Origin of the sequence: Lawsonibacter celer, from assembly GCF_014281125.1 — a bacterium.
In the GTDB taxonomy this organism is placed as follows: domain Bacteria; phylum Bacillota; class Clostridia; order Oscillospirales; family Oscillospiraceae; genus Lawsonibacter_B; species Lawsonibacter_B celer.
Map to the genome: position 1 here is coordinate 40,404 of NZ_JACOEA010000009.1, position 24,530 is coordinate 64,933.

Annotated in this window: 20 protein-coding genes, 2 pseudogenes and 1 riboswitch; of the genes and pseudogenes, 14 read left to right on the forward strand and 8 right to left on the reverse strand. The window is 63.3% G+C overall.

Translation table 11 applies throughout. From position 1 onward, the window contains the following. Positions 1-45 precede the first annotated feature (45 nt). Together H9Q75_RS12000 and H9Q75_RS12005 are read right to left on the reverse strand one after the other, a co-directional pair. Positions 46-897 (reverse strand): rhomboid family intramembrane serine protease, encoded by an 852-nt coding sequence (locus H9Q75_RS12000; protein ID WP_243200824.1) that lies wholly within the window; start codon positions 895-897, stop codon positions 46-48. A gap of 78 nt (positions 898-975) precedes the next feature. Then, positions 976-3,300 (reverse strand): polysaccharide pyruvyl transferase family protein, encoded by a 2,325-nt coding sequence (locus tag H9Q75_RS12005; protein WP_243200825.1) that lies wholly within the window; start codon positions 3,298-3,300, stop codon positions 976-978. A gap of 354 nt (positions 3,301-3,654) precedes the next feature. On the opposite strand from H9Q75_RS12005, the gene H9Q75_RS12010 reads away from it, so the two are divergent. The 6 genes and pseudogenes from H9Q75_RS12010 to H9Q75_RS12995 form a co-directional block, all read left to right on the forward strand. Continuing rightward, positions 3,655-4,635, forward strand: a complete 981-nt coding sequence (locus tag H9Q75_RS12010) for a hypothetical protein (protein ID WP_186567444.1) — start codon at positions 3,655-3,657, stop codon at positions 4,633-4,635. Then, positions 4,632-5,876: an adenosylhomocysteinase gene (locus H9Q75_RS12015; protein WP_186567446.1), complete on the forward strand. Its 1,245-nt coding sequence runs from the start codon at positions 4,632-4,634 to the stop codon at positions 5,874-5,876. Before H9Q75_RS12010 ends, H9Q75_RS12015 begins: the two co-directional genes overlap by 4 nt. 90 nt (positions 5,877-5,966) lie before the next feature. Then, positions 5,967-6,064, forward strand: a riboswitch (SAM riboswitch). 85 nt (positions 6,065-6,149) lie between these two features. Next, on the forward strand, positions 6,150-7,331 hold the full coding sequence (metK, locus tag H9Q75_RS12020) for a methionine adenosyltransferase (protein ID WP_186567448.1): 1,182 nt from the start codon (positions 6,150-6,152) through the stop codon (positions 7,329-7,331). 316 nt (positions 7,332-7,647) lie between these two features. Next, positions 7,648-7,956: a thiolase family protein gene (locus H9Q75_RS12025; RefSeq protein WP_186567450.1), complete on the forward strand. Its 309-nt coding sequence runs from the start codon at positions 7,648-7,650 to the stop codon at positions 7,954-7,956. A gap of 94 nt (positions 7,957-8,050) precedes the next feature. Next, positions 8,051-8,206 carry a hypothetical protein gene (locus tag H9Q75_RS12030; RefSeq protein ID WP_186567495.1) on the forward strand — a complete coding sequence of 52 codons (156 nt, stop codon included), beginning with the start codon at positions 8,051-8,053 and terminating at the stop codon, positions 8,204-8,206. Then, a pseudogene (locus H9Q75_RS12995) lies at positions 8,206-8,433 on the forward strand (3-keto-5-aminohexanoate cleavage protein); the annotation flags it as partial. The gene H9Q75_RS12030 and the pseudogene H9Q75_RS12995, both read left to right, overlap by 1 nt. 51 nt (positions 8,434-8,484) lie before the next feature. Here the strand turns inward: H9Q75_RS12995 and H9Q75_RS12835 are convergent. The 5 genes and pseudogenes from H9Q75_RS12835 to H9Q75_RS12055 form a co-directional block, all read right to left on the reverse strand. After that, complete coding sequence (locus H9Q75_RS12835; RefSeq protein ID WP_341480949.1) at positions 8,485-9,048, reverse strand: AAA-type ATPase lid domain-containing protein; 564 nt, start codon at positions 9,046-9,048, stop codon at positions 8,485-8,487. Continuing rightward, positions 9,049-9,233, reverse strand: a pseudogene (locus H9Q75_RS13000) (sigma 54-interacting transcriptional regulator); the annotation flags it as partial. It lies immediately after the preceding gene. A gap of 37 nt (positions 9,234-9,270) precedes the next feature. After that, a complete protein-coding gene (locus tag H9Q75_RS12840) occupies positions 9,271-9,963 on the reverse strand; it encodes a sigma 54-interacting transcriptional regulator (protein ID WP_186567454.1) in 693 nt (230 codons plus the stop codon). 133 nt (positions 9,964-10,096) lie between these two features. Next, positions 10,097-12,244, reverse strand: coding sequence for a ferrous iron transport protein B (gene feoB, locus H9Q75_RS12050; RefSeq protein WP_186567456.1), 2,148 nt, complete (start codon positions 12,242-12,244; stop codon positions 10,097-10,099). An 18-nt stretch (positions 12,245-12,262) separates the two neighbouring features. After that, positions 12,263-12,532, reverse strand: coding sequence for a FeoA family protein (locus H9Q75_RS12055; RefSeq protein WP_186567458.1), 270 nt, complete (start codon positions 12,530-12,532; stop codon positions 12,263-12,265). Positions 12,533-12,640: 108 nt separating this feature from the next. On the opposite strand from H9Q75_RS12055, the gene H9Q75_RS12060 reads away from it, so the two are divergent. From H9Q75_RS12060 to H9Q75_RS12080, 5 genes are all read left to right on the forward strand, one after another. Continuing rightward, positions 12,641-13,081 (forward strand): metal-dependent transcriptional regulator, encoded by a 441-nt coding sequence (locus H9Q75_RS12060; protein WP_186567460.1) that lies wholly within the window; start codon positions 12,641-12,643, stop codon positions 13,079-13,081. Then, positions 13,062-13,742 carry a C40 family peptidase gene (locus H9Q75_RS12065; protein WP_186567462.1) on the forward strand — a complete coding sequence of 227 codons (681 nt, stop codon included), beginning with the start codon at positions 13,062-13,064 and terminating at the stop codon, positions 13,740-13,742. Before H9Q75_RS12060 ends, H9Q75_RS12065 begins: the two co-directional genes overlap by 20 nt. A gap of 151 nt (positions 13,743-13,893) precedes the next feature. Then, positions 13,894-15,258: an MATE family efflux transporter gene (locus tag H9Q75_RS12070; RefSeq protein ID WP_186567463.1), complete on the forward strand. Its 1,365-nt coding sequence runs from the start codon at positions 13,894-13,896 to the stop codon at positions 15,256-15,258. 139 nt (positions 15,259-15,397) lie between these two features. Next, positions 15,398-16,504, forward strand: a complete 1,107-nt coding sequence (locus H9Q75_RS12075; RefSeq protein ID WP_186567465.1) for a glycosyltransferase family 4 protein — start codon at positions 15,398-15,400, stop codon at positions 16,502-16,504. Between the two features lie 24 nt (positions 16,505-16,528). Then, complete coding sequence (locus H9Q75_RS12080) at positions 16,529-18,067, forward strand: O-antigen ligase family protein (RefSeq protein WP_186567467.1); 1,539 nt, start codon at positions 16,529-16,531, stop codon at positions 18,065-18,067. A gap of 64 nt (positions 18,068-18,131) precedes the next feature. Here H9Q75_RS12080 and H9Q75_RS12085 read toward each other — a convergent pair whose 3' ends face one another. Further along, positions 18,132-19,421, reverse strand: a complete 1,290-nt coding sequence (locus H9Q75_RS12085; RefSeq protein ID WP_186567469.1) for an O-acetylhomoserine aminocarboxypropyltransferase/cysteine synthase family protein — start codon at positions 19,419-19,421, stop codon at positions 18,132-18,134. A gap of 297 nt (positions 19,422-19,718) precedes the next feature. Here H9Q75_RS12085 and H9Q75_RS12090 point away from each other — a divergent pair, with 297 nt between their 5' ends. The 3 genes from H9Q75_RS12090 to H9Q75_RS12100 are packed head-to-tail and all read left to right on the forward strand — an operon-like array spanning position 19,719 to position 24,515. After that, positions 19,719-20,378: a methionine synthase gene (locus H9Q75_RS12090; protein ID WP_186567471.1), complete on the forward strand. Its 660-nt coding sequence runs from the start codon at positions 19,719-19,721 to the stop codon at positions 20,376-20,378. Next, on the forward strand, positions 20,368-22,731 hold the full coding sequence (locus tag H9Q75_RS12095) for a homocysteine S-methyltransferase family protein (protein ID WP_186567473.1): 2,364 nt from the start codon (positions 20,368-20,370) through the stop codon (positions 22,729-22,731). The genes H9Q75_RS12090 and H9Q75_RS12095 overlap by 11 nt, the downstream gene beginning before the upstream one ends. Positions 22,732-22,742: 11 nt before the next feature. Next, on the forward strand, positions 22,743-24,515 hold the full coding sequence (locus H9Q75_RS12100; RefSeq protein ID WP_186567474.1) for a bifunctional homocysteine S-methyltransferase/methylenetetrahydrofolate reductase: 1,773 nt from the start codon (positions 22,743-22,745) through the stop codon (positions 24,513-24,515). The last annotated feature ends 15 nt before the right edge of the window (positions 24,516-24,530 follow it).

Consider the following 24,530-nt stretch of genomic DNA (forward strand, 5'->3'; position numbering starts at 1 on the left):
AGGGGCTACAAAATCGAGGGGGCGGCCATCGGGCCGCCCCCTCGATTATTGCACATGCACATGGTTGTGGATATGCTCCGAGCAATAGCAGTAGTAGCCGTTGCATTTGGAGCAGTAGCGGAATTCCTCGTTGGGGTAGTCGGTATCGGTCTTGCCGCAGACGGCGCATTTGTGGATATAGCCCTTTTGCTGCTGGGCGGCCTTGGTGGCCTGTTTGAAGTTGACCGTCTGCCGGGAGTGGCGGTATTTGACCCGGCCGAACAGGGCACTGACATCCGACCAGAAGAAGAGCAGGTAGTTGAGCACAGCTACCAGGGGCAGCAGGCAGAACATCCACACGCCGCCGGCGATATAGCGCACGCAGTCAATGCCGAACAGGGCCAGATCCAGCCAGGCAAGCCATTTGACCTTCACGGGAATGATAAAGAAAAACAGAACCTGCATGTCCGGATAGAGGGAGGCAAAGGCCAGGAACATGGACATGTTAACATAATACATATTGACATAGGAGTAAACCTCCCAAACGCCGGTCAGGCGGAGCAGCACGCCGGCGATGACGGTGAGCACAATGCCGGAGGCGTAAAACAGGGTAAATTTACCGCTGCCCCACTCCCGCTCCAACGTGGTGCCGATGAACCAGTAAAAATAGAGGGAGAGCAGGAAGAACAGGGGACTGTAGTTAATGGGGATAAAGATGAAGCTGATGATTCGCCAGACCTGCCCCTGCAGGATCAGATCTGGGAAAAAAGCCAGCAGGTTCGAGCAGGCGTAGTTGCTGAACAAATCCAGCAGAAACACGACTACATTGCCGATGACAATATACTTCATCAGATTGGGAATCCCGAAGTTGGGATGCTTGCGGCAGAATCGGTCCATCCAGGTTTGCAGAGCGTTCAATTAAATTCCTCCCAGGTTGAAGGTAGTAAGGCAAGTCTAGCAGGGTGCGGGGGTAAAGTTGGGAACAAATTGTAAACTTTACTTCAGAAGCCTGCGGATCCTGGCTTTCATCTCCGGCGTGAGGGCCTTGGCCGCCAGGCGGTAGGGCAGGGAGGGAAGGGAGAGGTAGTCCCGCTCCACCTTCTCATAGGGGCGGGCGGCAAAGGCGGCGAAAAACGCGGCGCGCCTGGGGTTGGCCTTCAGCGGGGAGGCCAGCCGGGGGTTTCCCGCCACAGCCTCGTCCAGGGGGCGCTCCACCTGACCAAAGTCAGGGGAGAGGGCCTGGAACACGGCCGCTCCCTTTTCGCTGTTGACCAGAACCATGGACACGCCCTTGTCCCGCTCCACGGGCAGGGTCAGCTTCTCATCCAGTCCCCAGTAGTCGGCCAGGGTGAAATCCGCCGGCCGGCTGGTGCTGGTGTACTGGCACCGGGCGCAGGAGGGGCGCAGGAAGAGCTGCATGCCGAAGCCCCGGCCGTAGGGGGTGCGGTTGAAGTCCTCGCTGTACACGGTGCCGTCCGAGAGGCGGGCGGTAAAATACGGGTGGCTCCAGCCGTGGGATTTGTCCTTGAAGCGCACGTCGGTCACCCGGGCGCCCCGGGATTGGCCCAGGTTCCCGGCATAGGCCCGGAACACAGCGGGGGAGGGGACGCCGTGGCACACCAGGTCGCAGGTGAGCAGGTTTTCATAGTCTTTGCCCAGGTAGCGCAGCAGGCCGTCGATCTGGCAGGGCACGCCGGAGAAGAGCACGGGGGTCCCAGAGTCCAGCAGTTCCTTGGCCTGGCGGAAGGCACCGCCGATCTCGCTCTGCACATACTTGGAGCCGCGCATGGGGGCCAGCTCCTCCAGGCTGCGGGCGCAGACATGGCGGACGGTCAGCCCCGGCCCCAGCACCGCGCCGAACACCGCGCCCCCCTGGTCCAGGGTGCGGCGGGCCAGCAAGGAGAAGAAGCCGCCGGAGGAGGAGGCCGTGCGCTCGGCCTCGTCGGCGTTCCACACCGCGTGGGCCTTTTCCGGGGCGGGGCCAGGGGTTCGTGGGTTCACAATGGGACAGGTATGCTCGCACTTGCGGCAGAGGATGCAGGAATCCCCTACCACAGGGCGGAGAAAGCCCTCGTGGTCGGGCTGCATGGAGATGGCATCCACTGGGCATACCGAGGCGCAGGCGGCGCAGCCGGTACAGTCCTCGGCCCTGCAGAGCACGGGACGGCTGGCCGGCGGGGTGGGTGCGTCCGGGGGAGCCGGCATGTCCGCCCCCTCCAGGGCAGCCTTCAGATAGGACAGGGAGTCGGCCCGGGTCTCCTCCAGGCGGGCGTTGACCGCCTCGTAGTCCATGGGCGCGTCCACCGGGGCGGTGGCGTCCAGACCGATGACCCGGTCGGTACAGCCCAGGCGGGAGAGCAGACTGTAGATGCGGGAGAAGGTGGGCTCGGCCCGCTCCTTGGGGGACATGGAGGTGAAGAAGGGCCGGCCGAACTGCAGGGAAAACACGGCCCCGTGGAAGGAATTAGTGACCACATAGGAGGCCCCTTGGAACAGCCCCAAAAACTCCTTGGGACCGGCGTCAAAGACCAGGTCCCTGGCGCCGGGAATCTTCCGCCTGGCGCCGGCCAGCTGCACGATGGGCAGGCCGGTGCGCTCGGACAGGGCGAGGGCGTAGGGGGCCGCCTCTCCCGGGTCGGAGACAAAGTAGCACAGGATGTAGGGGCCGCTCCCCTTGGGGGGCGCGGCCAGGGCTGCCCAGTCCTCCCGGCGCAGCAGGAGCGTGGGGTCCAGCACCACCCGGGCCTCCCGCCCGGTCATCTGCTCCAGCAGGACCTGGCCCCGCTTTTCCCGCACGGAGAGGGCGGAGAAGGGGGCCAGATAGTCCCGCAGCTGGGCGGCCTTGTCCTCCGGCAGTTGGGGCACCCCCAGGCTGGGGGCGTAGGCGATCCGGCGGCCCTCCCGGACAAAGGCCAGGAGAAAGGAAGGGTCGAACTGCTGGTTCTGAAAGATGTATGGGTTCCAGATCTGATCGCTGCCCGCCACATACACGTCATAGGCCGGCGGTTGGGCATTGAGCTGATCAAAGGAGGTGTATTGCCGGGGAGAGAGGACCATCTCCTGGGTCACAAAGGCCTCAAAACGGTCAAAACGGCGCTTGAAGGGGGCATAGTGGAGCGCAGTATGGACGTCAGAGACCGTGTCCCTCAGGCTGCCGGACTTTTTAAACAGCTGGTTGGTGCGGGTGGTGTGGGTGAGGCGGTAGTCAATGATCTCGCATTCGTGCCCCAGGCCCTGAATGGCCCGCATGGTGGCGTAGGCCTGCAGCTGGGCCCCGTAGTGGTGGGCAAAATGAAAGGTGATCAGTCCGGTATGCAGCATTGCGCTTCCTCCTAAACGGGAAAATCAGGTTCCGCTCTGCGGCTGTTCTGCCGCAAACGCGGAGCGTTTCGCGGCAGATCGGCATCGTCCGCGGTTTCGCCCGCAGGGCGGGAGCGGAGCGCGCCGGGAACAGGTATAACAGCCGCCCTGCGGCTATTATACCACAAAAGGGCCGGGGTTGTACATGTCCGATTGGATGGGGGCAGGAAATTGCGGTTTTGCGCCTATCCGGCGGAAAATACTTTTGAAATTCTGACACAGGTTCTCTTTTGTCTATGGTGCGGCGCTCTGTGGTGTCCTAAAATAAAATAGAATCATTGACTTGTTTTAAATGGAAAGGAGTGTGCCATCGTCGTGGGTTTTACCGACCGAATTAAAATCTTCGGTGTGTCCAAGGCGCTGGACTATCTGGAAAAGGACCCGGACACCAATCTCCCGAAGCTCATGGAGTGGGTGGACAAATTTGGGGGAGAACGGATTGTGCCGGCTTATCAGGACGTATTTCACCGTGCGCTGTCCGACCCGAGCAACAACTGGTACCAGCTGATTAAAAGCATGTATTCAGACATTGACAACCGGGTGCTGAAAAAGATTTTTGAGAATTTTATCATCCATGCCGGGCTGCTGGATTGGACGGCTCACAACGCCGCGGGCGGCTGGCCGGAGGGGGCGGCGCCCTGGGCGACGCTGATCGACCCGTCCATGGCCTGCAAAATGGAGTGCAAAGGCTGCGGAGCCGCGGTCTACGGAGTGCGGCCGGCCATGGAATTTGACAGCCTGGACGAGGAGATCGTGGCCCGCAAAGCCAAGGGGACCCACCTGTACATTTTCAATCTGAGCAACCTGCTGGAGCGGGAGGAAGAAATGATTGCGCTGTGCAACAAGCACAGCGATTGTGTGTTCGCCGTGTTTACCGTGCCTGGGACTATTACAGACCGGCTGGCCGAGGATATGCTGCGGGTGCGCAATCTGTTTCCCGCTATCTGTATGCGCGGCCCGCGGCCCCTGCCATCGGAGGAGGAGGCCATGGCGCTGCTTCGGCGCTACAAGCTCCCCTTTGGCGTGGCTTGTCCCTGCACCGCCGAAAATGTGGAGCAGGTGGGTACCGAGGAATATTACGATAGGCTCATCGCGCTGGGGGCCAAGTTCTGCTGGTTCTTTACCTGCCCGGCGGTAAGCCCGGAGGATCCGGCGGGGCCCATGCAGCTGTCTGAGCTGCACCAGCGAGTAAAGGCATTCCGGAAGAGCAAGCCCCTGCTCACCCTGGATTTCTGGGACCGGCCCAGCCCGTCGGCGGTGGGCCGGCAGGGGGCGGAACAGGAGGCGCTGGGATGAGTATTGTAAAAGATGAAGCGCTGGCGGAATCCGGCCGCCGCAAGATCCGCTGGGTGCGGGACTTTATGCCCGCCCTGGGCGGGATTGAGGCCCGCTTTGAGCGGGAGCGCCCCTTTGCGGGTCTGAGGATCGCAGTTTCGGTCCACCTGGAGGCCAAGACCGCCAATCTGGGCTATGTGCTCCAAAAGGGTGGGGCCCAGGTGTATCTGACCGGCTCTAACCCCCTGTCTACCCAGGATGATGTGGCCGCCGGACTGGCCAGTATGGGGGTGGAGACCTTCGGCATCCACGGTGCGTCCGCCGAGGAGTATGAGGGGCACCTGGTCGAGACGCTGAAGTGCAGGCCCCATCTGATTGTGGACGATGGAGGCGATCTGGTCCATCTGCTGGGGGACAAGTGCGCCGCGCTGGGGGAGCATCTCATCGGCGGCTGTGAGGAGACCACGACCGGCATCCTGCGCCTCAAGGCCCGGGAGCGGGAGGGCATCCTGCCCTGCCCTATGATGGCGGTGAACGACGCCAAGGCCAAGCACTACTACGACAACAAATACGGCACCGGGCAGTCCGTATGGGACGCCATCATGCACACCACCAACCTGATTGTGGCGGGCAAGACCGTGGTGGTGGCCGGATACGGCTGGTGCGGCAAGGGGGTCGCCATGCGGGCTAAGGGAATGGGGGCCGACGTGATCGTCACCGAGGTGGACCCCTTCAAGGCCCTGGACGCCACCATGAACGGCTTCCGGGTGATGCCCATGGCGGAGGCTGCCCGATATGGAGACGTGTTTGTTACGGTCACGGGGTGCAGGGACGTGATCACCCCAGCCCATTTCGCGGTGATGAAGCACAACGCCCTGCTGTCCAACGCCGGCCACTTTGACTGCGAGGTGGATGTGGCGGGGCTGGCCGCCCTGGCGGTGAAGCGGGAGGCGCGCCGGGAGAACATCGTGGGGTACACCCTGCCCGACGGGCGGGTGCTCAATGTCATCGGCGAGGGACGCCTGGTGAATCTGGCGGCGGGCAACGGCCACCCGGCGGAGATCATGGATATGTCCTTCGCGGTACAGGCCCTGGCCCTGGAGTGGCTGGTGAAGCATCGGGCGCAGCTGGAGAAAAAGGTATACCAGGTCCCCGGCGAGATCGACGATGAGATCGGCCGGGTGAAGCTGGCCGCCATGGGTCTGGCGATTGACGCCCTCACGCCGGAGCAGGAGGCGTATCTCAGCGGCTGGAAGGCCTGAGGGTTTCGGTATGGGCTTCATACAAACCCGGCAATCTGTCTATTGCAGTTTTGCGGACAAGCCGGTAGAATACCAATGTAAAATCGAATAGCCTTATCAAGAGCGGCGGAGGGAACGGCCCAATGAAGCCCGGCAACCTGCAAAGGCAAGGTGCCAAATCCGGCGGTGTACGCATCGGAAGATGAGAAGCGACCAATATCTCCCTGCGCGCTCCGCCGCCCGGCGGGGCGCGCGGTTTTTGATTGGGGCAAGAGAAAGAAAGGAACGATACATATGGCAAAGCGTCTGTTTACCTCGGAGTCTGTGACCGAGGGACATCCCGACAAAGTCTGCGACCAGATTTCCGACGCGGTCCTGGACGACATCTTGGCTGCTGACCCCAACGCCCATGTGGCGTGCGAGACCTTTACCACCACGGGTATTGTTACCGTGATGGGCGAGATCACAACCTCCCACTACACTGACATCCCGTCCATCGTGCGCCGCACAGTGGAGCGCATTGGCTATACCGACCCGGCCTACGGCTTCGACTACCGCTCTTGCGCGGTGATGACCGCCATTGACGAGCAGTCTCCCGATATCGCTATGGGCGTCAACCAGTCCTTTGAGGCCCAGAACGGCGGCATGGACGCCGCCGACCTGATCGGCGCCGGCGACCAGGGCATGATGTTTGGCTACGCCTGCGACGAGACCCCCGAGCTGATGCCCGCGCCCATCTCCATGGCCCACCAGCTGGCCAAGAAGCTCACCGACGTGCGCAAGTCCGGCGAGCTGTCTTGGCTGCGCCCCGACGGCAAGAGCCAAGTCACCGTGGAGTACGGCGACGACGGCCAGGTGCTCCGTTGCCCCGCCATCGTAGTGTCTACCCAGCACGATCCGGACATCGCTCTGAAGGACCTGCGGGAGGCCATTGTGGAGACCATCATCAAGCCCGTCATTCCCGCAAAGTATATCGACCAGGAAACCAAGTTTTATGTCAACCCCACTGGCCGCTTTGTGGTCGGCGGTCCTGTGGGTGATACCGGTCTGACCGGCCGCAAGATTATCGTGGACACCTACGGTGGCAGCGCCGCCCACGGCGGTGGCTGCTTCTCCGGCAAGGACCCCACCAAGGTGGACCGCTCCGCCGCTTACATGGCCCGCTATATTGCCAAGAACCTGGTGGCCGCCGGCCTGGCCAAGAAGTGCCAGATTGAGCTGGCCTACGCCATCGGCGTGGCCCACCCGGTCTCCGTCCTGGTGGATACCTACGGCACCGGCGTGCTCCCCGAGGAGAAGCTGTCCGACATCGTCAATGAGTGCTTTGACATGCGCCCGGCCAAGATCATCGAGCATCTGGACCTGCGCCGTCCCATCTATGAGCAGACCGCGGCCTACGGCCACTTCGGCCGCACCGACGTGGACCTGCCCTGGGAGCACCTGGACATGGTGGAAAAGCTGAAGAGCTACCTGTAACTGGATAAAGCGACTGTAGGATCCCGCCCCCTGCCAATGGCAGGGGGCGGGATTTTTGCGTCTCAAGGAGTGTTCAGATCGGACAGAGGGATAGACACTCCCCCTGGACCCCAAAATGTGGGGAAAACCAACAAAACTGTTGTGGGAAACCACAACGCTTTCAAAAAGACGCAGGAAACCCGGGTCCCGCCGATAGGTGGGAAAGCCTTGTAGGCCAGCTGTTTGTAAAAAAGATGGGGCTGGCGTAAAAGTTGGCCTCTGAATTGCAATGGTATAAGTGCAGGAAAGACAAAGCGCAGCAAAAGGGGGATTTGCTATGGATAGGACGCTCAGGCGGCCCGGCTCCCCCTATCCCAACCAGATGGAGTTTACCGGCTATAAGGCCTCTGTGCCCGGCGCGGGCGACAATATTCCCATGATTCAGACTGCGGAGAACCTGGCGGTCCGGTACAGTCTTACCCGGGAGGAGTGCGACGCCTTTGTACTGGGCAGCCATCAGAAGGCGGCGGAGGCCTGGGAGAAGGGGTGGTTTGCCGACCAGGTGGTGCCTGTGACGGTCCCACAGAAGAAGGGGGATCCAAAGGTGGTGACCATGGATACTGACCGATTTGAGGCCGCGCTGTAAGAGGCCAGTCTGGACGCGGTGCTCAACCTGACCACCTTTTCGGCGCGTCAGGCGGTACAGCGCCGCTGGAGTTACGCCTGGGGCAACTGCGCCGTTGAAGCCGGAGCTGTGCTCCTTTGACGCAGGCACGATGAGCTGGGGCTGCGATCTGGTCTTTGAAAACACACCGGCGTTCCTGGCTGAGCTGTGCCGCTGTGTCAGCGAAGAGGGGGCATCAAGCCGGAAACTGAAATTTTTGACGGCCGCATGATGGGCAACGTGGCGTATTATATCAGGAATGGAATGCTGAAGTCCCCCTGCCACTACCAGTTTGTTCTGGGTGTGCTGGGCGGTCTGGAGGGCACGGTGGAAAACCTGCTCTTCCTGAAAAAACGTCTGCCGGAAGGGGCCACTTGGAGCGTAACCGGCATCGGCAGGGACCACATGGCCATGATGCTGGCCGGTCTGGCCCTGGGGTGTGACGGCCTACGGGTCGGCCTGGAGGACAATCTCTACCTCAGCCGCGGCGTCAAGGCTACCAATGTCCACCTACTGTGCCATGGGGTGCGGAACCTTGTTTTGCAGGATCTGTCCGGGCAGTCTCTGGAGCGCGCCAAGCTGCTGATCCGGCAGGGGCTGGATTTTATGGAGGAGCACGGTGCGGTCCATCTCCAGGAGCTTGGCGGCCGCACTTTTGTTGCCGTGGCACACCTGCATGGCGTGGAAGATAGCGTCCCGCTCCAGCGCGTCCTTGCGCCCTTTCAGCGTAAAACTGTGGAGGTCAGGGGAATCCGCGCGCTGCAGGCCGATGCGCTCTGACAGGAAGTCAAAATGGGGCACGTTTAATTCGCCATAGCCCAGCAGAACGGCCGCCCGCTCCAGGGTGTGCTCCAGTTCCTGTACATTGCCCGGCCAGTGATAGGTTTCAAAAAAGCGGTATACGTCGGGATGAATGCCGGTAATCGCCAGACCGTTGCACTGGTTCGTCCGCTTGATAAACAGCTCGCACAGCTCAGGCAGATCCTCAAGCCGGTCCCGCAGGGGAGGGGTAACCAGCTCCATGGTGTTGAGCCGGTAATAGAGGTCCGCACGGAACTGCCCGTCGTGTACCATCTGGGCCAGATCCCGGTTGGTGCTGCACACCAGCCGCACATCCAGCGGGATGGGGCGCACGCCGCCCACCCGTTCGATTTCCTTCTCCTGGAGCACCCGGAGCAGCTTGCCTGCAGAGTGATCGGCATCTCGCCGATCTCGTCCAGCAGGAGGGTGCCGTGGTTGGCCAATTCAAAGCGCCCCACCTTGCCCCGGCGGTCCGCACCGGTAAAGGCCCCGGCCTCATAGCCGAAGAGCTCCGAATTCCAGCAGGTCCTTTGGAATGGCCGCGCAGTTGATTTTGACAAAGGGTTTTTCCGAGCGCTTGCTCAGCTTGTGGATCGCGTTGGCCACCAACTCCTTCCCAGTGCCGGTTTCACCGGAGATGCACACGGTAATGGTGGAGTTTGCCACCCGTCCAATCAGGCCCTTTAGTTTCTGAATCACCGGGGAGCTGCCCAGAATGTTGTCCAGCCCGGATTCCACCTGGTAGAGCTGGGCGAGGTGGGACTGATAAAGCTCGTTCTGGTGGCGCAGCAGCTCCATCTCTTCATGCAGGCGATTGGAGTCCTGGAAGTCGCGGATGACGCCCTCGGCCATAACGCCGACAATCTCTCCCCGGTACCGGTCCCCATCGCGATAGATGGGCAGCCGGTTGCAGACCGTGGAGACGAGCACCCTGGAGCCTGACTTTTGACTGGCGACCGACATAAAGCGGCCCAGCTCCTCCTTACCATCCCGGAGCACCTGGGGAAGCCGGGTATTGGGGATGACTTCCCGGACAGGGCGGCCGATCAGCGCCTCCTGCCCATAGCCCAGATAGGCGGCGTACTCCCGACCGATAAACGTAATGCGCTCCTCACAGTCTATGGCGACGAAATAATAGAGAGATTCCAGGATGTCTCTGGCGATGCGGTTGAATGACGATTCGTCCATTTGTGCCAGCCCTTCCATGAACGTCTACGTGCTCCGGCGGCGGAAAAAAGGGATTCGCAGCCCGGGGTTACAATAGACAGATTTTGATTTATTATAACAAAAAGGGGCTGTGAATCAAGGAAGGGAATCGGAATTATGCACAGCCGGCCAGCCGGGCCGCACCGGCCACCAGGGCGCACACCAGCATGCCGGCTGCGGTGGGGAGGGCGAAGGCAAGCAGGGTCCATTTGAGGCTTTTGGTCTCCTTGCCCACGGTCATGCAGGTGGTGGAGCAGGGCCAGTGCATCAGGGAGAAGAGCATGGTGCACACCGCAGTCAGCCAGGTCCAGCCGTTGTCAATGAGCAGGGCGCGCAGGCTGTCCAGGGACTGGAAGTCCTGGAGGGTGCCCGTGGCCAGGTAGCCCATCATTATAATCGGGATCACGATTTCATTGGCTGGAAAGCCCAGGATAAAGGCCATGAGGATAACGCCGTCCAGACCCAGCAGCCGGGCAAAGGGGTCCAGAAAACCGGTACACCACTGAAGCACGCTGGTCCCGCCCACGGTGATATTGGCGCACAGCCAGATCACCAGCCCGGCCGGAGCGGCCACCGCCGCAGCCCGCCCCAGGACAAACAGAGTGCGGTCCAGCACGGAACGGACAATCACCTGACCGATTCTCGGCCGCCGGTAGGGGGGAAGCTCCAGGGTAAAGGAGGAGGGCACACCCTTCAAAAGCGTGCCGGACAGCAGCCGGGACACGGCGAAGGTCATCGCTACCCCCAGAACAATGACTCCGGTCAGCAGCAGGGCGGAAAGCAGTGACTGTCCGCCTCCGGCGGAGGAGCCCACAAAAAACATGGTAATAATTGCAATGAGGGTGGGAAATCGCCCGTTGCAGGGGACAAAATTGTTGGTGAGCATGGCGATCAGCCGCTCCCGGGGTGAGTCGATGATGCGGCAGCCGGTGACGCCGGCGGCATTGCAGCCGAAGCCCATACAGAGGGTCAGCGCCTGCTTGCCGCAGGCTCCGGCCTTCTGAAAGGCGTGATCCAGTACAAAGGCCACCCGGGGAAGATAGCCGAAGTCCTCCAGCAGGGTGAAGAGGGGGAAGAAGATGGCCATGGGGGGAAGCATGACGCTCACGACCCAGGCCAGGGTGCGGTACGCCCCCAGCACCAGCAGACCGTGGAGCCAGTCCGGGGCGTTGAGATAGGCAAACAGATCGCTCAGACGGTCCTGTATCCAGAACAGACCGCGGGAGAGCAGGTCCGAGGGGTAGTTGGCCCCCTGAATGGTCAGCCAGAACACCGCAGCCAGCAGCAGAAGCATGACCGGAATCCCGGTGGCACGGGAGGTGAACAGCCGGTCCAGCCGCCGGTCCCGCCGGTCGCTGCGGGCGGTCTGCGTAAGGGTTCCATTGCAGATGTCCTCGGCGTTTAGCACCAGGCAGGAGACGACCCGGTCCAGAAACGCCTCCCGGTCGATGCCGGCCGCCTGCAGTGCGTCCCACTGGGCGGCCACTGCCTGGGCCACCGCTTCGTCCGCCCGGAGGCAGATGCCCAGGGTGTGCTCCATGGAGGAGAGCAGACCCTCGTTCCCGTCCAGCAGTCGCAGGGCGGTCCAGCGGGCGGGCAGGCGGCCGTCCAGACGGGGCGCGAGAAGCGGCTCCAGGGCGGAGACGGCGGCTTCAATGGGGGCCAGATAGCGCACCGGGGCGGGGGCGGGCGGCGCCGGGGCGGAGGAGAGGGCCGCCACGGCATCCATCAGCTCCTCCAGCCCCTCCCCGCGGCCTGCCGACGTGCCGACCACGGGAACACCCAGCCGCCGGGAGAGAGCGTCCAGGTCGACGCGCACCCCTTTGCGTCTGGCCTCGTCGAGAAGATTGACGCATACCACGGTCCGGGGCATCAGTTCCAGGGTCTGGAGCACCAGATTCAGATTGCGCTCCAGACAGGTGGCATCGCACACCACAACCGCGCAGTCCGCACCGCCGAAGCAGAGAAAGTCCCGGGCCACCGCCTCCTCTGCGGAGTGGGCCATGAGGGAGTAGGTGCCGGGCAGATCGACCAGCACATAGCCCCGCCCCTGGTGTTCGCAGCGGCCCTGGGCGTTGGCCACGGTCTTGCCCGGCCAGTTTCCTGTGTGCTGATGTAAGCCGGTGAGGGCGTTGAATACCGTTGATTTGCCCACATTGGGGTTGCCCGCCAGGGCGATGACCTTGTCGTCCGGCCGCTCCCGCCGGATCACAAGGCCGCCGTCCACCGCTCCGGCGCCGGTGGAGGATTTGGTCAGTCCCATTGCCGCCGCCCCCTTCCGTTAAGCGGGCACAGCCCGCCGGGCTGGGTGGAGCAGGGGTTCCGCCTGGGTGTGGACGGTGTCCGCGTCACAGGCGCGCAGGGCAATGACCGCGCCGCGGATCCGATAAGCCGCAGGATCGCCCGCAGGGCTCTTGGCCACGCAGGTGACATAGGTGCCGGGGATCAGGCCGATATCCATCAGGCGTCGGCGCATGGCGCTGCCGGTATGCAGGGCGACCACACGGGCGCTCTGCCCCACTTGGAGCGCACTGAGGGAAAGCTCGTTCATATCTCAAAACTCCTCACATACATTGAGTGGAGGGAAACTATGTTTCCGCACCCTATCTTATTGCCATGGGCCACGAATGGTGCTGAAAACGGCGGGAGGCGAACGGGTATGTCCATGGAGGAACATCCGGATTTTTACACACAAAAGGGGTATCAGATGCGCAGGCAGGAACATTTGACCGGGGCGATGGAAGATTATCTGGAGATGATCTGCCGCCTGGCGCAGAGTGCGGGGTACGTGCGCACCGGGGATCTGGCCCAGCAGCTTCATGTGCGGCCGCCCTCCGCCTCAAAGATGGTGGGGCACCTGCGGGAGCGGGGGCTGGTATCCTTTGAGCGGTACGGCCTCATCCGCCCTACCGCGGCGGGATGGCAGATTGGCCGGCGGCTTTTGCGCAGGCATGAGGTGCTGCTGCGCTTTTTCCAGCGGGTCAACGGCACCGAGGATGAGCTGGAGCTGGTGGAGCAGGTGGAGCACGCCATTGACGAGCGGACGGTGGATAACCTGGAGGCCTGGCTGGGACGGATGGATGACGCGGACCAGGCGTAAGCGGCGGCGGCAGGGGAGCTCTCTTCGGCCCCAGCTGTTCCTGCTGGCGGTCCTGGCGGCGGCCATTGTTCTTTTGCTGCTGCCCGATCTGCTCCGCCGTCCGCGTCCTCTTCCGCCCCCGCTGCCGGCCGGAGACGCGCCGCGGGCGGTGGAGGAGGTGCTGCCGGAGGATCTGGCCGGGCTGCGCCGGGCTTTTGTGGAGCAGGCGGCCTCCCTGGTGGGAAAGGTGGGGTATTTCTGGGGCGGCAAGTCTGACTGTATCGGGTGGGACGAGCGCTGGGGAATTCCGGCGGTGGTGACGGCCGCCGGGTGCAGCGACACCGGGAAGAGCATGCCCTTCGGCCTGGACTGCTCCGGCTATGTGTGCTGGGCGGCGGTCAATGCCGTTGGAGACCGGGCGGCCTATGGGAGCGTCGGCGACGGCGTACGGGCCCAGTGGGCGGCCTGCAGCCCGGTGGAATGGGCGGACGCCCAGCCGGGCGACCTGGCCTTTTTTCCGGATCTGTCCCATGTGGGAATTGTAGCGGGCCGGGATGAGAGCGGGAAGCTGCTGGTGCTCCACTGCTCCCGCAGCCTGGGGGGCGTGGTGTGCTCACCGGACGGAGCTGCCGCAGGGTTTACACAGCTGGGCAGGCCCGCGCTTTTTGCCGATTTTTTGTAAAAACCCGGAGAAAAGGACCGGCGCTTCTGTCAGTTGTGCCGAAGTAGAGCCGGGACCATTGACGCAGGAAAAAGAAGCCGGTACAATAAAAAAAGAAATGCTTGACCGCAGCGGGACTGCTGCGGTCATTTATTGCCCGGAGGGTTGAAAAATGGCAGAACAGCGGCAAGAAAACAAAATGGGCGTTATGCCGGTGGGGCGGCTTCTGATCAGTATGTCGCTGCCGATGATGGTCTCCATGCTGATCCAGGCTCTGTACAATGTGGTGGACAGCGTGTTTGTGGCCCAGATCAGTGAAAACGCCCTGACTGCGGTTTCTCTGGCGTTTCCGTTCCAGAATCTGATGATCGCGGTGGCTTCGGGCACTGGCGTGGGCGTCAACGCCCTGCTCTCCCGCAGCCTGGGGGAGAAGAATTATGACACCGCCAACAAGACGGCGGAAAACGGCGTGCTGCTGGCGGTCCTCAGCGCGGCCGCGTTCACCGCGGCGGGGCTGTTGGTCTCGCGCCTGTTTTTCTCCGCGCAGACTGATATTCAGGAGATTGTGGAGTATGGCACCACTTATATGACCATCTGCGGAGGCCTATGCGTCGGCATCTTCCTGGAGATTATGTTCGAGCGGCTGCTCCAGTCCACCGGGCGCACATTTTTCACCATGATTACCCAGGGCACGGGGGCGGTTATCAACATTATTCTGGACCCGGTGCTCATCTTTGGCTATGGGCCGTTCCCTGAGATGGGGGTGGCCGGCGCGGCGCTGGCCACCGTACTGGGCCAGATCGCGGCCATGTTGCTGGCCATTGTGTTCAATGCCAGATGCAATCCGGAGATTCGGCTGCGGCTGAAGGGATTCCGGCCCGACGGGGCGATCATCAAGCGGATTTATCAGGTGGGCGTGCCCTCGATCATCATGGTATCCATCACTTCGGTTATGACCTTTGGCATGAACAAGATCCTGCTGGCCTTTTCCAGCACCGCGGCGGCGGTGCTGGGGGTGTATTTCAAGCTGCAGAGCTTTGTGTTCATGCCGGTGTTCGGCCTGAACAACGGCATGGTCCCCATTGTCTCCTACAATTATGGGGCGCGTCACCGGGGACGCCTGATCCGCACTATAAAGCTGGCGATCCTGACGGCGGTATGCATTATGCTGGCGGGCTTCGTGGCCATACAGTTCTGCGCGCAGCCGCTGCTGCTGCTCTTTAATGCCTCGGAACACATGCTCTCTATCGGCGTGCCCGCCCTGCGCATCATCAGCGTCAGCTTTGCCCTGGCCGGGTTCTGCATCGTGTGCTCATCCACCTTCCAGGCCCTGGGCAACGGGGTGATGAGCATGCTGGTCTCCATTGTGCGGCAGCTGGTTGTGCTGCTTCCTGCGGCTTGGCTGCTCTCCCTGAGCGGCAGAGTGGAGTTGGTTTGGCTGGCATTTCCAATTGCCGAGCTGGTCTCTCTGTGCCTGTGCGCCGGATTCCTGCGCCATATTTATCGGAAAGTCATTCAGCCCCTGGATAAGGCCTGAAATGTGCTCTTGCCTGCCCGACGGCAGGCAAGAGCACATTTTGCTGCGGAAATCGGAGTTGATTTGCCGGGCGCTTTCCTGTACAATAGAACCTGCGGGCCATGCCCGCACCCAACCAAGAGAAAAGGGGGCAGCTTTCATGCTGAAAGTGCTCTATCTGCTGAACTTTGCCGGAAAGGCGGGGACGGAGCGGTATGTGGAGACGTTGGTGCACTATCTGAGCGGGGAACGGGTGCAGCCCTTTTTCGCCTATCACGAGGGCGGGCTGCTGGTGGAGCGGCTGGAGGCCATGGGTGTGCCCTGCCGCCGGGTGGAGATGCGCCGCCGGTTTGACCGGAAGGCGGCCAAGGCCCTGGCCGCCCTGTGCGCTGAGTGGGACATCGACGTGGTCCACTGCCACTATCTGCGGGAGCATTACACCGCCCTGCTGGCCAAGAAGTACAACCCAAAGATCCGCGTGGTGTATACCAATCACTTTGTGCTGGCCAACGACGCTGTGACCCGCTTTACCAACCGCATCATGGACAAGCGCCAGGACCAGATGATCGCCGTGTGCAATAAGGGGAAAGAGCAGCTCATTGCCAACGGCTGGAGCGGGGAGCGCATTCAGGTCATCTTTAACGCCGTGGACATGGAGGCGTGGGCGGGCGACCGGCAGTCGTCCACCCTGCGCTCCGAGCTGGGCCTGCCGGAGGACCGGTTTGTCATGCTGTGCGCCTCCCGCTTTGCCGATGACAAGGGGCACAAATATCTGATCAACTCGATCAAGCGGCTGACGGAAATTTCCGACGTGCCATTCACCCTGGTGCTGGCCGGGGACGGCCCTCTGCTGGAGCCGGCCAAGGCCCAGGTAAAGGAGCTGGGGCTGGAGGAGCAGGTGCTCTTCATCGGCTTCCGCAAGGACATCAAGAACCTGTACAAGGGCTCCGACCTGTACGTCAACTCGTCTCAGCATGAGGCGCTCTCCTTCCTCATCATCGAGGCCATGGCCGCCGGCCTGCCGGTGATCGCCACGGATATGGGGGGAAATTCCGACATTGTGAACGATCAGGCGGGGTGCGGACTGCTGGTGGAGTACGACAATCCGGACTCTATGGCGGGCGCCATGAAGCGTTTCCTGGAGGAGCCGGACTTTGCCGCCCAGTGCCGCAAACGGGCCCTGGCCACCATTGCGGAAAAATTTGAGGTGCACAAAATGGCCCAGGCCACCTATGCGGTATATGAGAAGGCCCTGAGCAGCCGCTGAATCGACTAAAGGAGCAAATGACCCATGACGATTGCACAAAACAGTATCTTCTTTCGCCTGCTTATGGCGATTGGGTGCTTCGCAAGCCAGGCGTGGAGGGGCAGCGCCCTGCGCCGGGGAATGGACGGGCTGGCCCGCTGGGCCGGGCGGCAGGTCCGGGGCAGCGCGGTCTGCCGCTTCCTGTGGAGGGAGGGGCGCATCCCTCAAAGCTGGCCCCACTCCGTCGCCTGCCGCCTGTTCACAGGCATCCTTAACCTGCCCTGCGCCCTGGTCAAATGGCTGTACCAGTTGGGGCGTAAGGTCTGGGAGACCAGCCTGTTCTGCCGTTTTTTGGCCCTGGCGGGCGGCGGGAGCTTTTTCTTCCTGGGCCTGTTTATGATGGTCATGCTCATGACCCCTCACGGGATGTGGAACAATGTCTACGGCCTGCTGGGCACGGTGGGGGTGCTGGCGCTCTTTGTGATCGGCGGCGCCTCCCGGCCGAAAAACCGTCTGGAGTTGGACCGGCTTGGGCCCTATATGATCTTCTACATGGGCTTTATCTGTGCCGCTTTGGCGGGATCGCTGTCCACCCATATGTCCCTGCGCTTCTTCGCGTTCCACCTGACCGGCTTTTTGCTGGTGCTGCTGGTGGTGAGCAGCGTGCATAAATATGAGCAGCTGCAGCTGATGGTGGCCCTGGCCGTGCTGGGACTCTCCGTAGCCGCCCTCTACGGCTGCTATCAGGGGTATGTGGGCGTGGACATCGTGCCCTCCCAGCAGGACATGGTCCTCAACGCTGGAATGCCGGGGCGGGTGTACTCCTTCTTTGACAACCCCAATAATTTTGCCGAACAGCTGGTGATGCTGCTGCCGCTGGACCTTGCCCTCTTCCTGAACGCCCGCTGGCGGGGGAAGCTGTTCGCCCTGCTCTCCCTCTGCCTGGGGGTGGCGGCCATCGGGTTCACCTACGGCCGCGCCAGCTGGATCGGCCTGACCCTGGCGGTGGTGATCTTCCTGGCCCTGCTGGACTGGCGCTTCGTGCCCCTGGTCCTTGTGCTGGGGGTGGCCGCCCTGCCGCTGTTGCCCGAGACCATTTACAACCGGATTCTCACCATCGGCAACACCCAGGACACCTCCACCCGCTACCGCTTTGAGATCTACGCCACCACGAAGAACCTGATGGCCGACCACTGGGTCAGGGGCGTGGGCCTGGGCAGCGATGTGATGAAGCAGGTGTTCCAGACCTACCCCACTATCTTTGACGGCAGCTATCCCATCCACACCCACAACAATTACCTGCAGATGTGGGGAGAGACGGGGATCCTGGGCCTGATCTCTTTCCTGGCTCTGCTGGCCTGGCAGGTGAAGAGCGGGATACGGGCCTTTGTGCACGCGGGCGACAAACGGGTGCGTCGGATGCTGGCCGCTGCGGTGGGTGCCTTCTGCGGTATCCTGGTGATCGGCCTAGCCGAGTATACGTGGTTTTACCCCCGCAATATGTTCACCTACTGGTTCCTCTTCGGCGTAATTGCCGCCTGTGTCAAGCTGGCCCGGCAGCCCAGGGAGGGGCGCGCGTCTTAAGAAAACGGCAAAGCCGCACGGAATCATCCGTGCGGCTTTGCTTTTTAAGGGGCAGAGAACGCCGTCACTGGACGGCGGCGAAAGCCTGCTCCAGATCGGCGATGATGTCGTCTATGTGCTCGGTGCCGACAGACAGGCGGATGGTGTTGGGGTAAATGCCCTGGTCGGCCAGCTCTTCCGGAGAGAGTTGGGAGTGGGTGGTGGTGGCCGGGTGGATAACCAGGCTCTTCACGTCGGCCACGTTGGCCAGCAGAGAGAAGATCTCCAGGCTGTCAATGAATTTGTGCGCCTCCGGCATGCCGCCCTTGATGTCGAACGTAAAGATGGAAGCCCCGCCGTTGGGGAAGTACTTCTCGTACAGAGCGTGGTCGGGATGGCCGGGCAGGGAGGGATGATTGACCCGCTCCACCTGGGGGTGTCTGGACAGGTACTCCACCACCTTTTTTGTATTCTCGGCGTGGCGGTCCAGCCGCAGGGAGAGGGTCTCCACCCCCTGGAGCAGAAGAAAGGCGTTGAACGGAGAGATGGCGGCGCCGGTATCCCGCAGGAGGATGGCCCGGATGTAGGTGACAAAGGCGGCGGGGCCGGCTGCGTCGGCAAAGGAGACCCCGTGGTAGCTGGGGTTGGGGGCGGCGATGGGCTTGTATCTGCCGCTGGCCTTCCAGTCAAACCGGCCGGAATCCACAATGACGCCGCCCAGGCTGGTGCCGTGGCCGCCCAGGAATTTAGTGGCAGAGTGGACCACGATGTCCGCCCCATGCTCAATGGGCCGGACCCAATAGGGGGTGCCGAAGGTGTTGTCAATGACCAGGGGCAGCCCATGCCGGTGGGCGATGGCCGCCACCGCGTCGATGTCCGGGATGTCGGAATTGGGGTTGCCCAGGGTCTCCAGATAGACCGCCTTGGTGTTGGGGCGGATGGCCCCCTCCAGCTGAACCAGATTGTGGGCATCCACAAAGGTGGTCTCAACACCGAATTGGGGCAGGGTGTGGGAGAGCAGGTTATAGCTGCCGCCATAGAGGGTCTTTTGGGCGACAATGTGGTCCCCGGCCTGGGCCAGGGCCTGGATGGCATAGGTGATGGCCGCTGCGCCGGAGGCGACCGCCAGAGCCGCCGCGCCGCCCTCCAGAGCGGCCACCCGTTTTTCCAGCACCTCCTGGGTGGAGTTGGTTAGCCGGCCGTAGATGTTGCCCGCGTCCGCCAGGCCGAAGCGGGCGGCGGCGTGGGCGGAATTGTGAAAGACATAAGAGGTGGTCTGATAGATGGGCACCGCCCGGGCGTCGGTGGCGGGGTCGGGCCGCTCCTGTCCCACGTGGAGCTGAAGGGTCTCAAATTGATAGGCATGCTGGCTCATAAAAATAACCTCTTTCTATTTTTGATTTGGTCTGCGGAAAAAAGAAAAAGGCTGCAGCATTCGGCCAAAGCGGAAATTGCGCCGGTTCAGGCGGTCAAACAGAAGCCCCATGGGGGACGCCTCCCTCAGGTACGATTTTTGAATAACCTACTTAATAAATAGGTTAAAAGGAGTATACCAATATTAACCTAGTTTGTCAATGGGAAAAATAGAAAATAAAAGGGAAAACACTCTGTACTTTTGAGCGGAGAGGCGCTATACTTCTAAAAGAATTGAAATTCGACAGGGGGGAGACCGGTGGAGCTGAATGTGAACGAGGCCTTGCGCTATCTGGGCGCAGGGGAGGGGGCGGATGCGGCCCTGCGGGAGCGGGTAGAGGGTCAGGCCGCCCGGCTGACCGCCCTGGTCCGCCCCCGGTACTGGTACCGGGTGACGCCAGTGACCCATGGGGCGCAGGGCATCCTGCTGGCCGAGGCGGGGCTGTTCCTCACCGGCCGGACGGCGGCACTTATGCTGGAGGAGTGCGGGCAGGCGGTGCTGCTGGCGTGCACCCTGGGGGCGCAGTTTGACGCCTTGCTGCGCACCGAGCAAGCCAGAGACATGGCCCAGGCGGTCATCCTGGACGCCTGCGGCAGCGCGTGGGTGGAGGCCGGGTGCGACAGGGCGGAGGAGGAGATCGCCGGGCGTTTTCCGGGGAAATACCTCACCGACCGCTTCAGTCCCGGCTACGGCGACCTGCCCCTGACGGTTCAGCCGGAGCTGTGCCGGGCGCTGGATGCCCAGCGGCGGCTGGGCCTGTGCGTCACACCCAGCCTGCTGCTCACCCCGGGCAAGTCGGTGACCGCCGTGCTGGGGATCGCCGACCGACCCCAGAGGCGGCGGGTGCGGGGGTGCGCCTGCTGCTCCATGAAACAGACCTGTACCCTGCGAAAGAGAGGGATGACCTGTGGGATCTGATTTTCTGAAAAATGGGATAGTCCTGCTGGACGGGGCCACCGGCACCGTGTTCCAGCAGAAGGGCCTGCCCCCCGGGGGACGGCCCGAGCTGCTCAACCTGAGCGACCCGGAGCTGGTGCGCTCCGTCCACCGGGAGTACCTGGAGGCGGGCAGCCAGGTGGTGTACGCCAACACCTTCGGGGCTAACCGGCTCAAGCTGGCGCACACCGGCCGCAGCGTGGAAGAGGTGGTGGGCGCGGGAGTGCGCCTGGCCAGGGAGGCCTGCGCCGGGACCGGCGGACGGACCGCCCTGGACATGGGTCCCCTGGGGGAGCTGCTGGAGCCCATGGGCAGCCTGCGCTTCGAGCAGGCCTACGAGATCTTCCGGGAGGTGGCCGTGGCCGGCGCGGCCGCCGGGGCGGATCTGGCGGTCATTGAGACCATGACCGACCTGTATGAGGCCAAGGCCGCCCTGCTGGCGGTCAAGGAACATACCGCTCTGCCTGTGCTGGTGACCATGACCTTCGACACCGGCGGGCGGACCTTCACCGGCTGCACCATCCCCTCCATGGCACGTACGCTGGAGGGCCTGGGGGCGGACGCCATCGGGCTAAACTGCTCCCTGGGACCGGACCAACTGGGGCGCCTGCTGTCCGAGCTGTGCCGGAACACCCGCCTGCCGGTGATTGCCAAGCCCAATGCGGGCCTGCCCGACCCGGTGGACGGCCGCTATGACCTGGGGCCGGAGGCGTTTGCCGCCGCCCTGGTCCCCCTGCTGGACACGGGAGTGACCATCTTCGGGGGTTGCTGCGGCACCTCCCCGGCGTATATCCGGGTGCTGAAGGAGGCCCTGGCAGGCAAGGTGCCCGCCCCGCGGCGATACGCGCCGGTGAGCATGGTCTGCACCCCCACGGTGCCGGTGAGGATCGACGGCGTGCGGGTCATCGGGGAGCGCATCAATCCCACGGGGAAAAAACGTTTCCAGCAGGCCCTGCTGGAGGAGGATTTGGACTACATCCTGGACGTGGGGCTCCAGGAGGCGGACGCGGGGGCGGACATTCTGGACGTGAACGTGGGCTATCCCGGGGTGGACGAGGTGGCCATGATGCCCCGGGTGGTCAAGGCCCTTCAGGCCGCGCTGCCCATTCCGCTCCAGCTGGACTCCTCCAACCCGGCGGCTCTGGAGGCCGGGCTGCGGGTGTACAACGGCAAGGCGGCGGTCAACTCGGTGAACGGGAAGCCGGAGGTGCTGGAAGAGATCCTGCCCGTGGTGAAGAAATACGGCGCCGCGGTGGTGGGCCTGGCCCTGGACGAGGAGGGCATCCCCCAGACGGCGGAGGAGCGTTTCACCATCGCCGCGCGTATCCTGGAGGCAGCCCGGGCCCACGGCATCCCGGAGGAGGACGTGTGGATCGACTGCCTGACCCTCACCGTCTCCGCCCAGCAGGCCCAGGCCGGGGAGACCCTGCGGGCGGTGTCCATGGTGCGGGAGAAGCTGGGGCTGCAGAACGTACTGGGGGTGTCCAATATCTCCTTCGGTCTGCCCAACCGAGGGCTGATTACTCAGAATTTCCTGGTGCAGGCCATGGCCATGGGGCTTACCCTGCCCATTCTGAACCCCAACCAGAGCGAGATGATGGACGCGGTGGCCGCCTTCCGGGTGCTCTCCGGCGAGGACGGGGAGTGCCGGGACTACATCAGCCGCTTTGCCGCTCAAAAGGCCGCGCCTGCGACCGCCCCCGCGGGCGAACTCCGTCTGACCCTGGACGAGGCCATTGCCCGGGGACTCAGGAGCGAGGCGGGCCGGCTGGCCAGGGCCGCCCTGGAGCAGGGGGACGGCCTGTCCCTGGTGGAGGGGACTCTGATCCCCGCTCTGGACCGGGTGGGGGCAGATTACGAGCGGGGCGTGCTCTTTCTGCCCCAGCTGCTCTCCGCCGCCCAGGCCGCCCAGGCGGTGTTTGAGGAGGTGCGCTCCGCCCTGGCCCGCCAGGGGAGCGCGCCGGTGAAGAAGGGGCGCATTGTGGTGGCCACCGTCCAGGGGGACATCCACGACATCGGCAAGAATATTGTCAAGACCCTGCTGGAGAATTACGGCTACGACGTGATCGACCTGGGCCGGGACGTGCCGCCGGAGACCGTGGCCGGGACGGTGCGGGAGAAGGACGTGCGCCTGGTGGGCCTCTCCGCCCTGATGACCACTACCCTGCCCTCCATGGAGGCCACCATCCGCCTGCTGCACACCCTGCCCCGGCCGCCGGTGATTTTCGTGGGCGGCGCGGTGGTCACGGCGGATTATGCAGCGCGCATGGGGGCGGACTACTACGCCAAGGACGCCCGGCAGTCGGTGGAGATTGCGCGGAGCATTCTGGGATAAGGAGAGAAACCATGGAGATCAGGAGATATCTGGCGCAGGGGAAGCCCCTGCTGTTTGACGGGGCCATGGGCACCTGCTACGCGGCGCTGCCCGGCCGGGCGGAGGCTCGGTGCGAGCGGGCCTGCCTGGATCATCCGGAGGAGGTCCAGGCCATCCACACCGCCTATCTGGAGGCGGGCAGCCGGGCCGTCAAGACCAACACCTTTTCCGTGGGCGTGGACCGGTCCCAGGGGGACGAGGCCCTGGCTGGGCAGCTGATTGAAGCGGCCTGCGCCCTGGCAAAGGCCGCGGCGGAGCCCTACGGGGCCTATGTGTTCGCGGACCTGGGTCCGGCGCCGCAGCTACCCGGCTGTCCCCCGGCAGAGAACTACATCTGGCAGGCCGACCGGTTCCTGGCGCAGGGGATGGAGTGCTTTTTGCTGGAGACCCTGCCCTCGGACGAGGGGGTGGCGGAGCTGGCCGCCCACCTGAAGGCGCGCCGCCCCGAGGCGTTTCTGCTGGTCTCCTTTGCCGTCCAGCCTGACGGCGTCACCCGGGAGGGACATCTGGGGAGCGATCTGTACCGCCGCGCCGCGGCCCTGCCCGGTGTGGACGCGGTGGGCTTCAACTGCGTCTCCGGTCCCCACCATATGCTCCGGTATATCCGGGGGCTGGAACTGGGGGAGAAGCCACTGGCCGCCATGCCCAATGCCGGGTATCCCACGGTGCTGGGCCGCCGGACGGTATACCAGGGCAGGCCGGACTACTTTGCCGGGCAGGCGGCCCAGATGGTGGCCGCGGGCGCGGCCATCGTGGGTGGCTGCTGCGGCACCTCCCCGGCCCATATCGCCGCCCTGGCCGAGGCGCTGAAGGAGCGGCGGACGACTGTGCCCCGGGCGCGCCTTAGCCGGTCCGGAGGCAGGGAACGGCGGCCGGAGGAGAGCCCTCTGTGGCAGAAGCTGGACGCGGGGCGGCGGGTCATCGCCGTAGAGCTGGATCCGCCGGCGGACGACGACGTGACCTTCTTCCTGGACGGAGTGCGCACCCTGCGGGACGCGGGGGCAGACACCGTGACCATTGCCGACTGCCCCATCGGGCGGCCGCGGGCGGACAGCAGCCTGCTCGCCTGCAAGATCCACCGGGAGCTAGGGGTGGAGCCCCTGCCCCACCTCAACTGCCGGGATCGCAATCTGAATGCCACCAAGGCCCTGCTGCTGGGCCTGTCCATGGAGGGCGTGCGCAGTGTGCTCCTGGTCACCGGCGACCCCATTCCCTCCGCCGACCGGGACGAGGTAAAGAGCGTATTCAACTTCAACTCCCGCAAGCTGGCCCGTTATGTGACTGGTCTGAACGAGAACGTGTTTTCCGCGCCCTTCCACGTTTTTGGGGCGCTCAACCTCAACGCTCACAACTTTGACAAGCAGCTAACCTTGGCCGAGGAGAAAGAGGCCAACGGTATGTCCGGCTTTTTGACCCAGCCGGTGCTCTCGAGGGAGGCGCTGGACAACCTGAAGCTAGCCCGGCAGAGGCTGAAGGGAAAGATTCTGGGCGGTATTTTTCCGGTGGTCAGCCACCGCAACGCCTGCTTCCTCAACAACGAGGTCTCCGGCATCCGGGTGTGCGACGAGATCATTTCCCTGTACGAGGGCAAGGACAGGGAGGAGGGGGAGCGCCTGGCTCTGACTATCTCCGTGGAAATTGCCAGGGCCGTGGAGCCCTGGACGGACGGGGTCTACCTGATGACTCCCTTCCGCCGTGTGGAGCTGATGCGCCGGCTGATTGAGCAAATCAGAGGGAAAGAATAACGAAAAGCCTCTGCG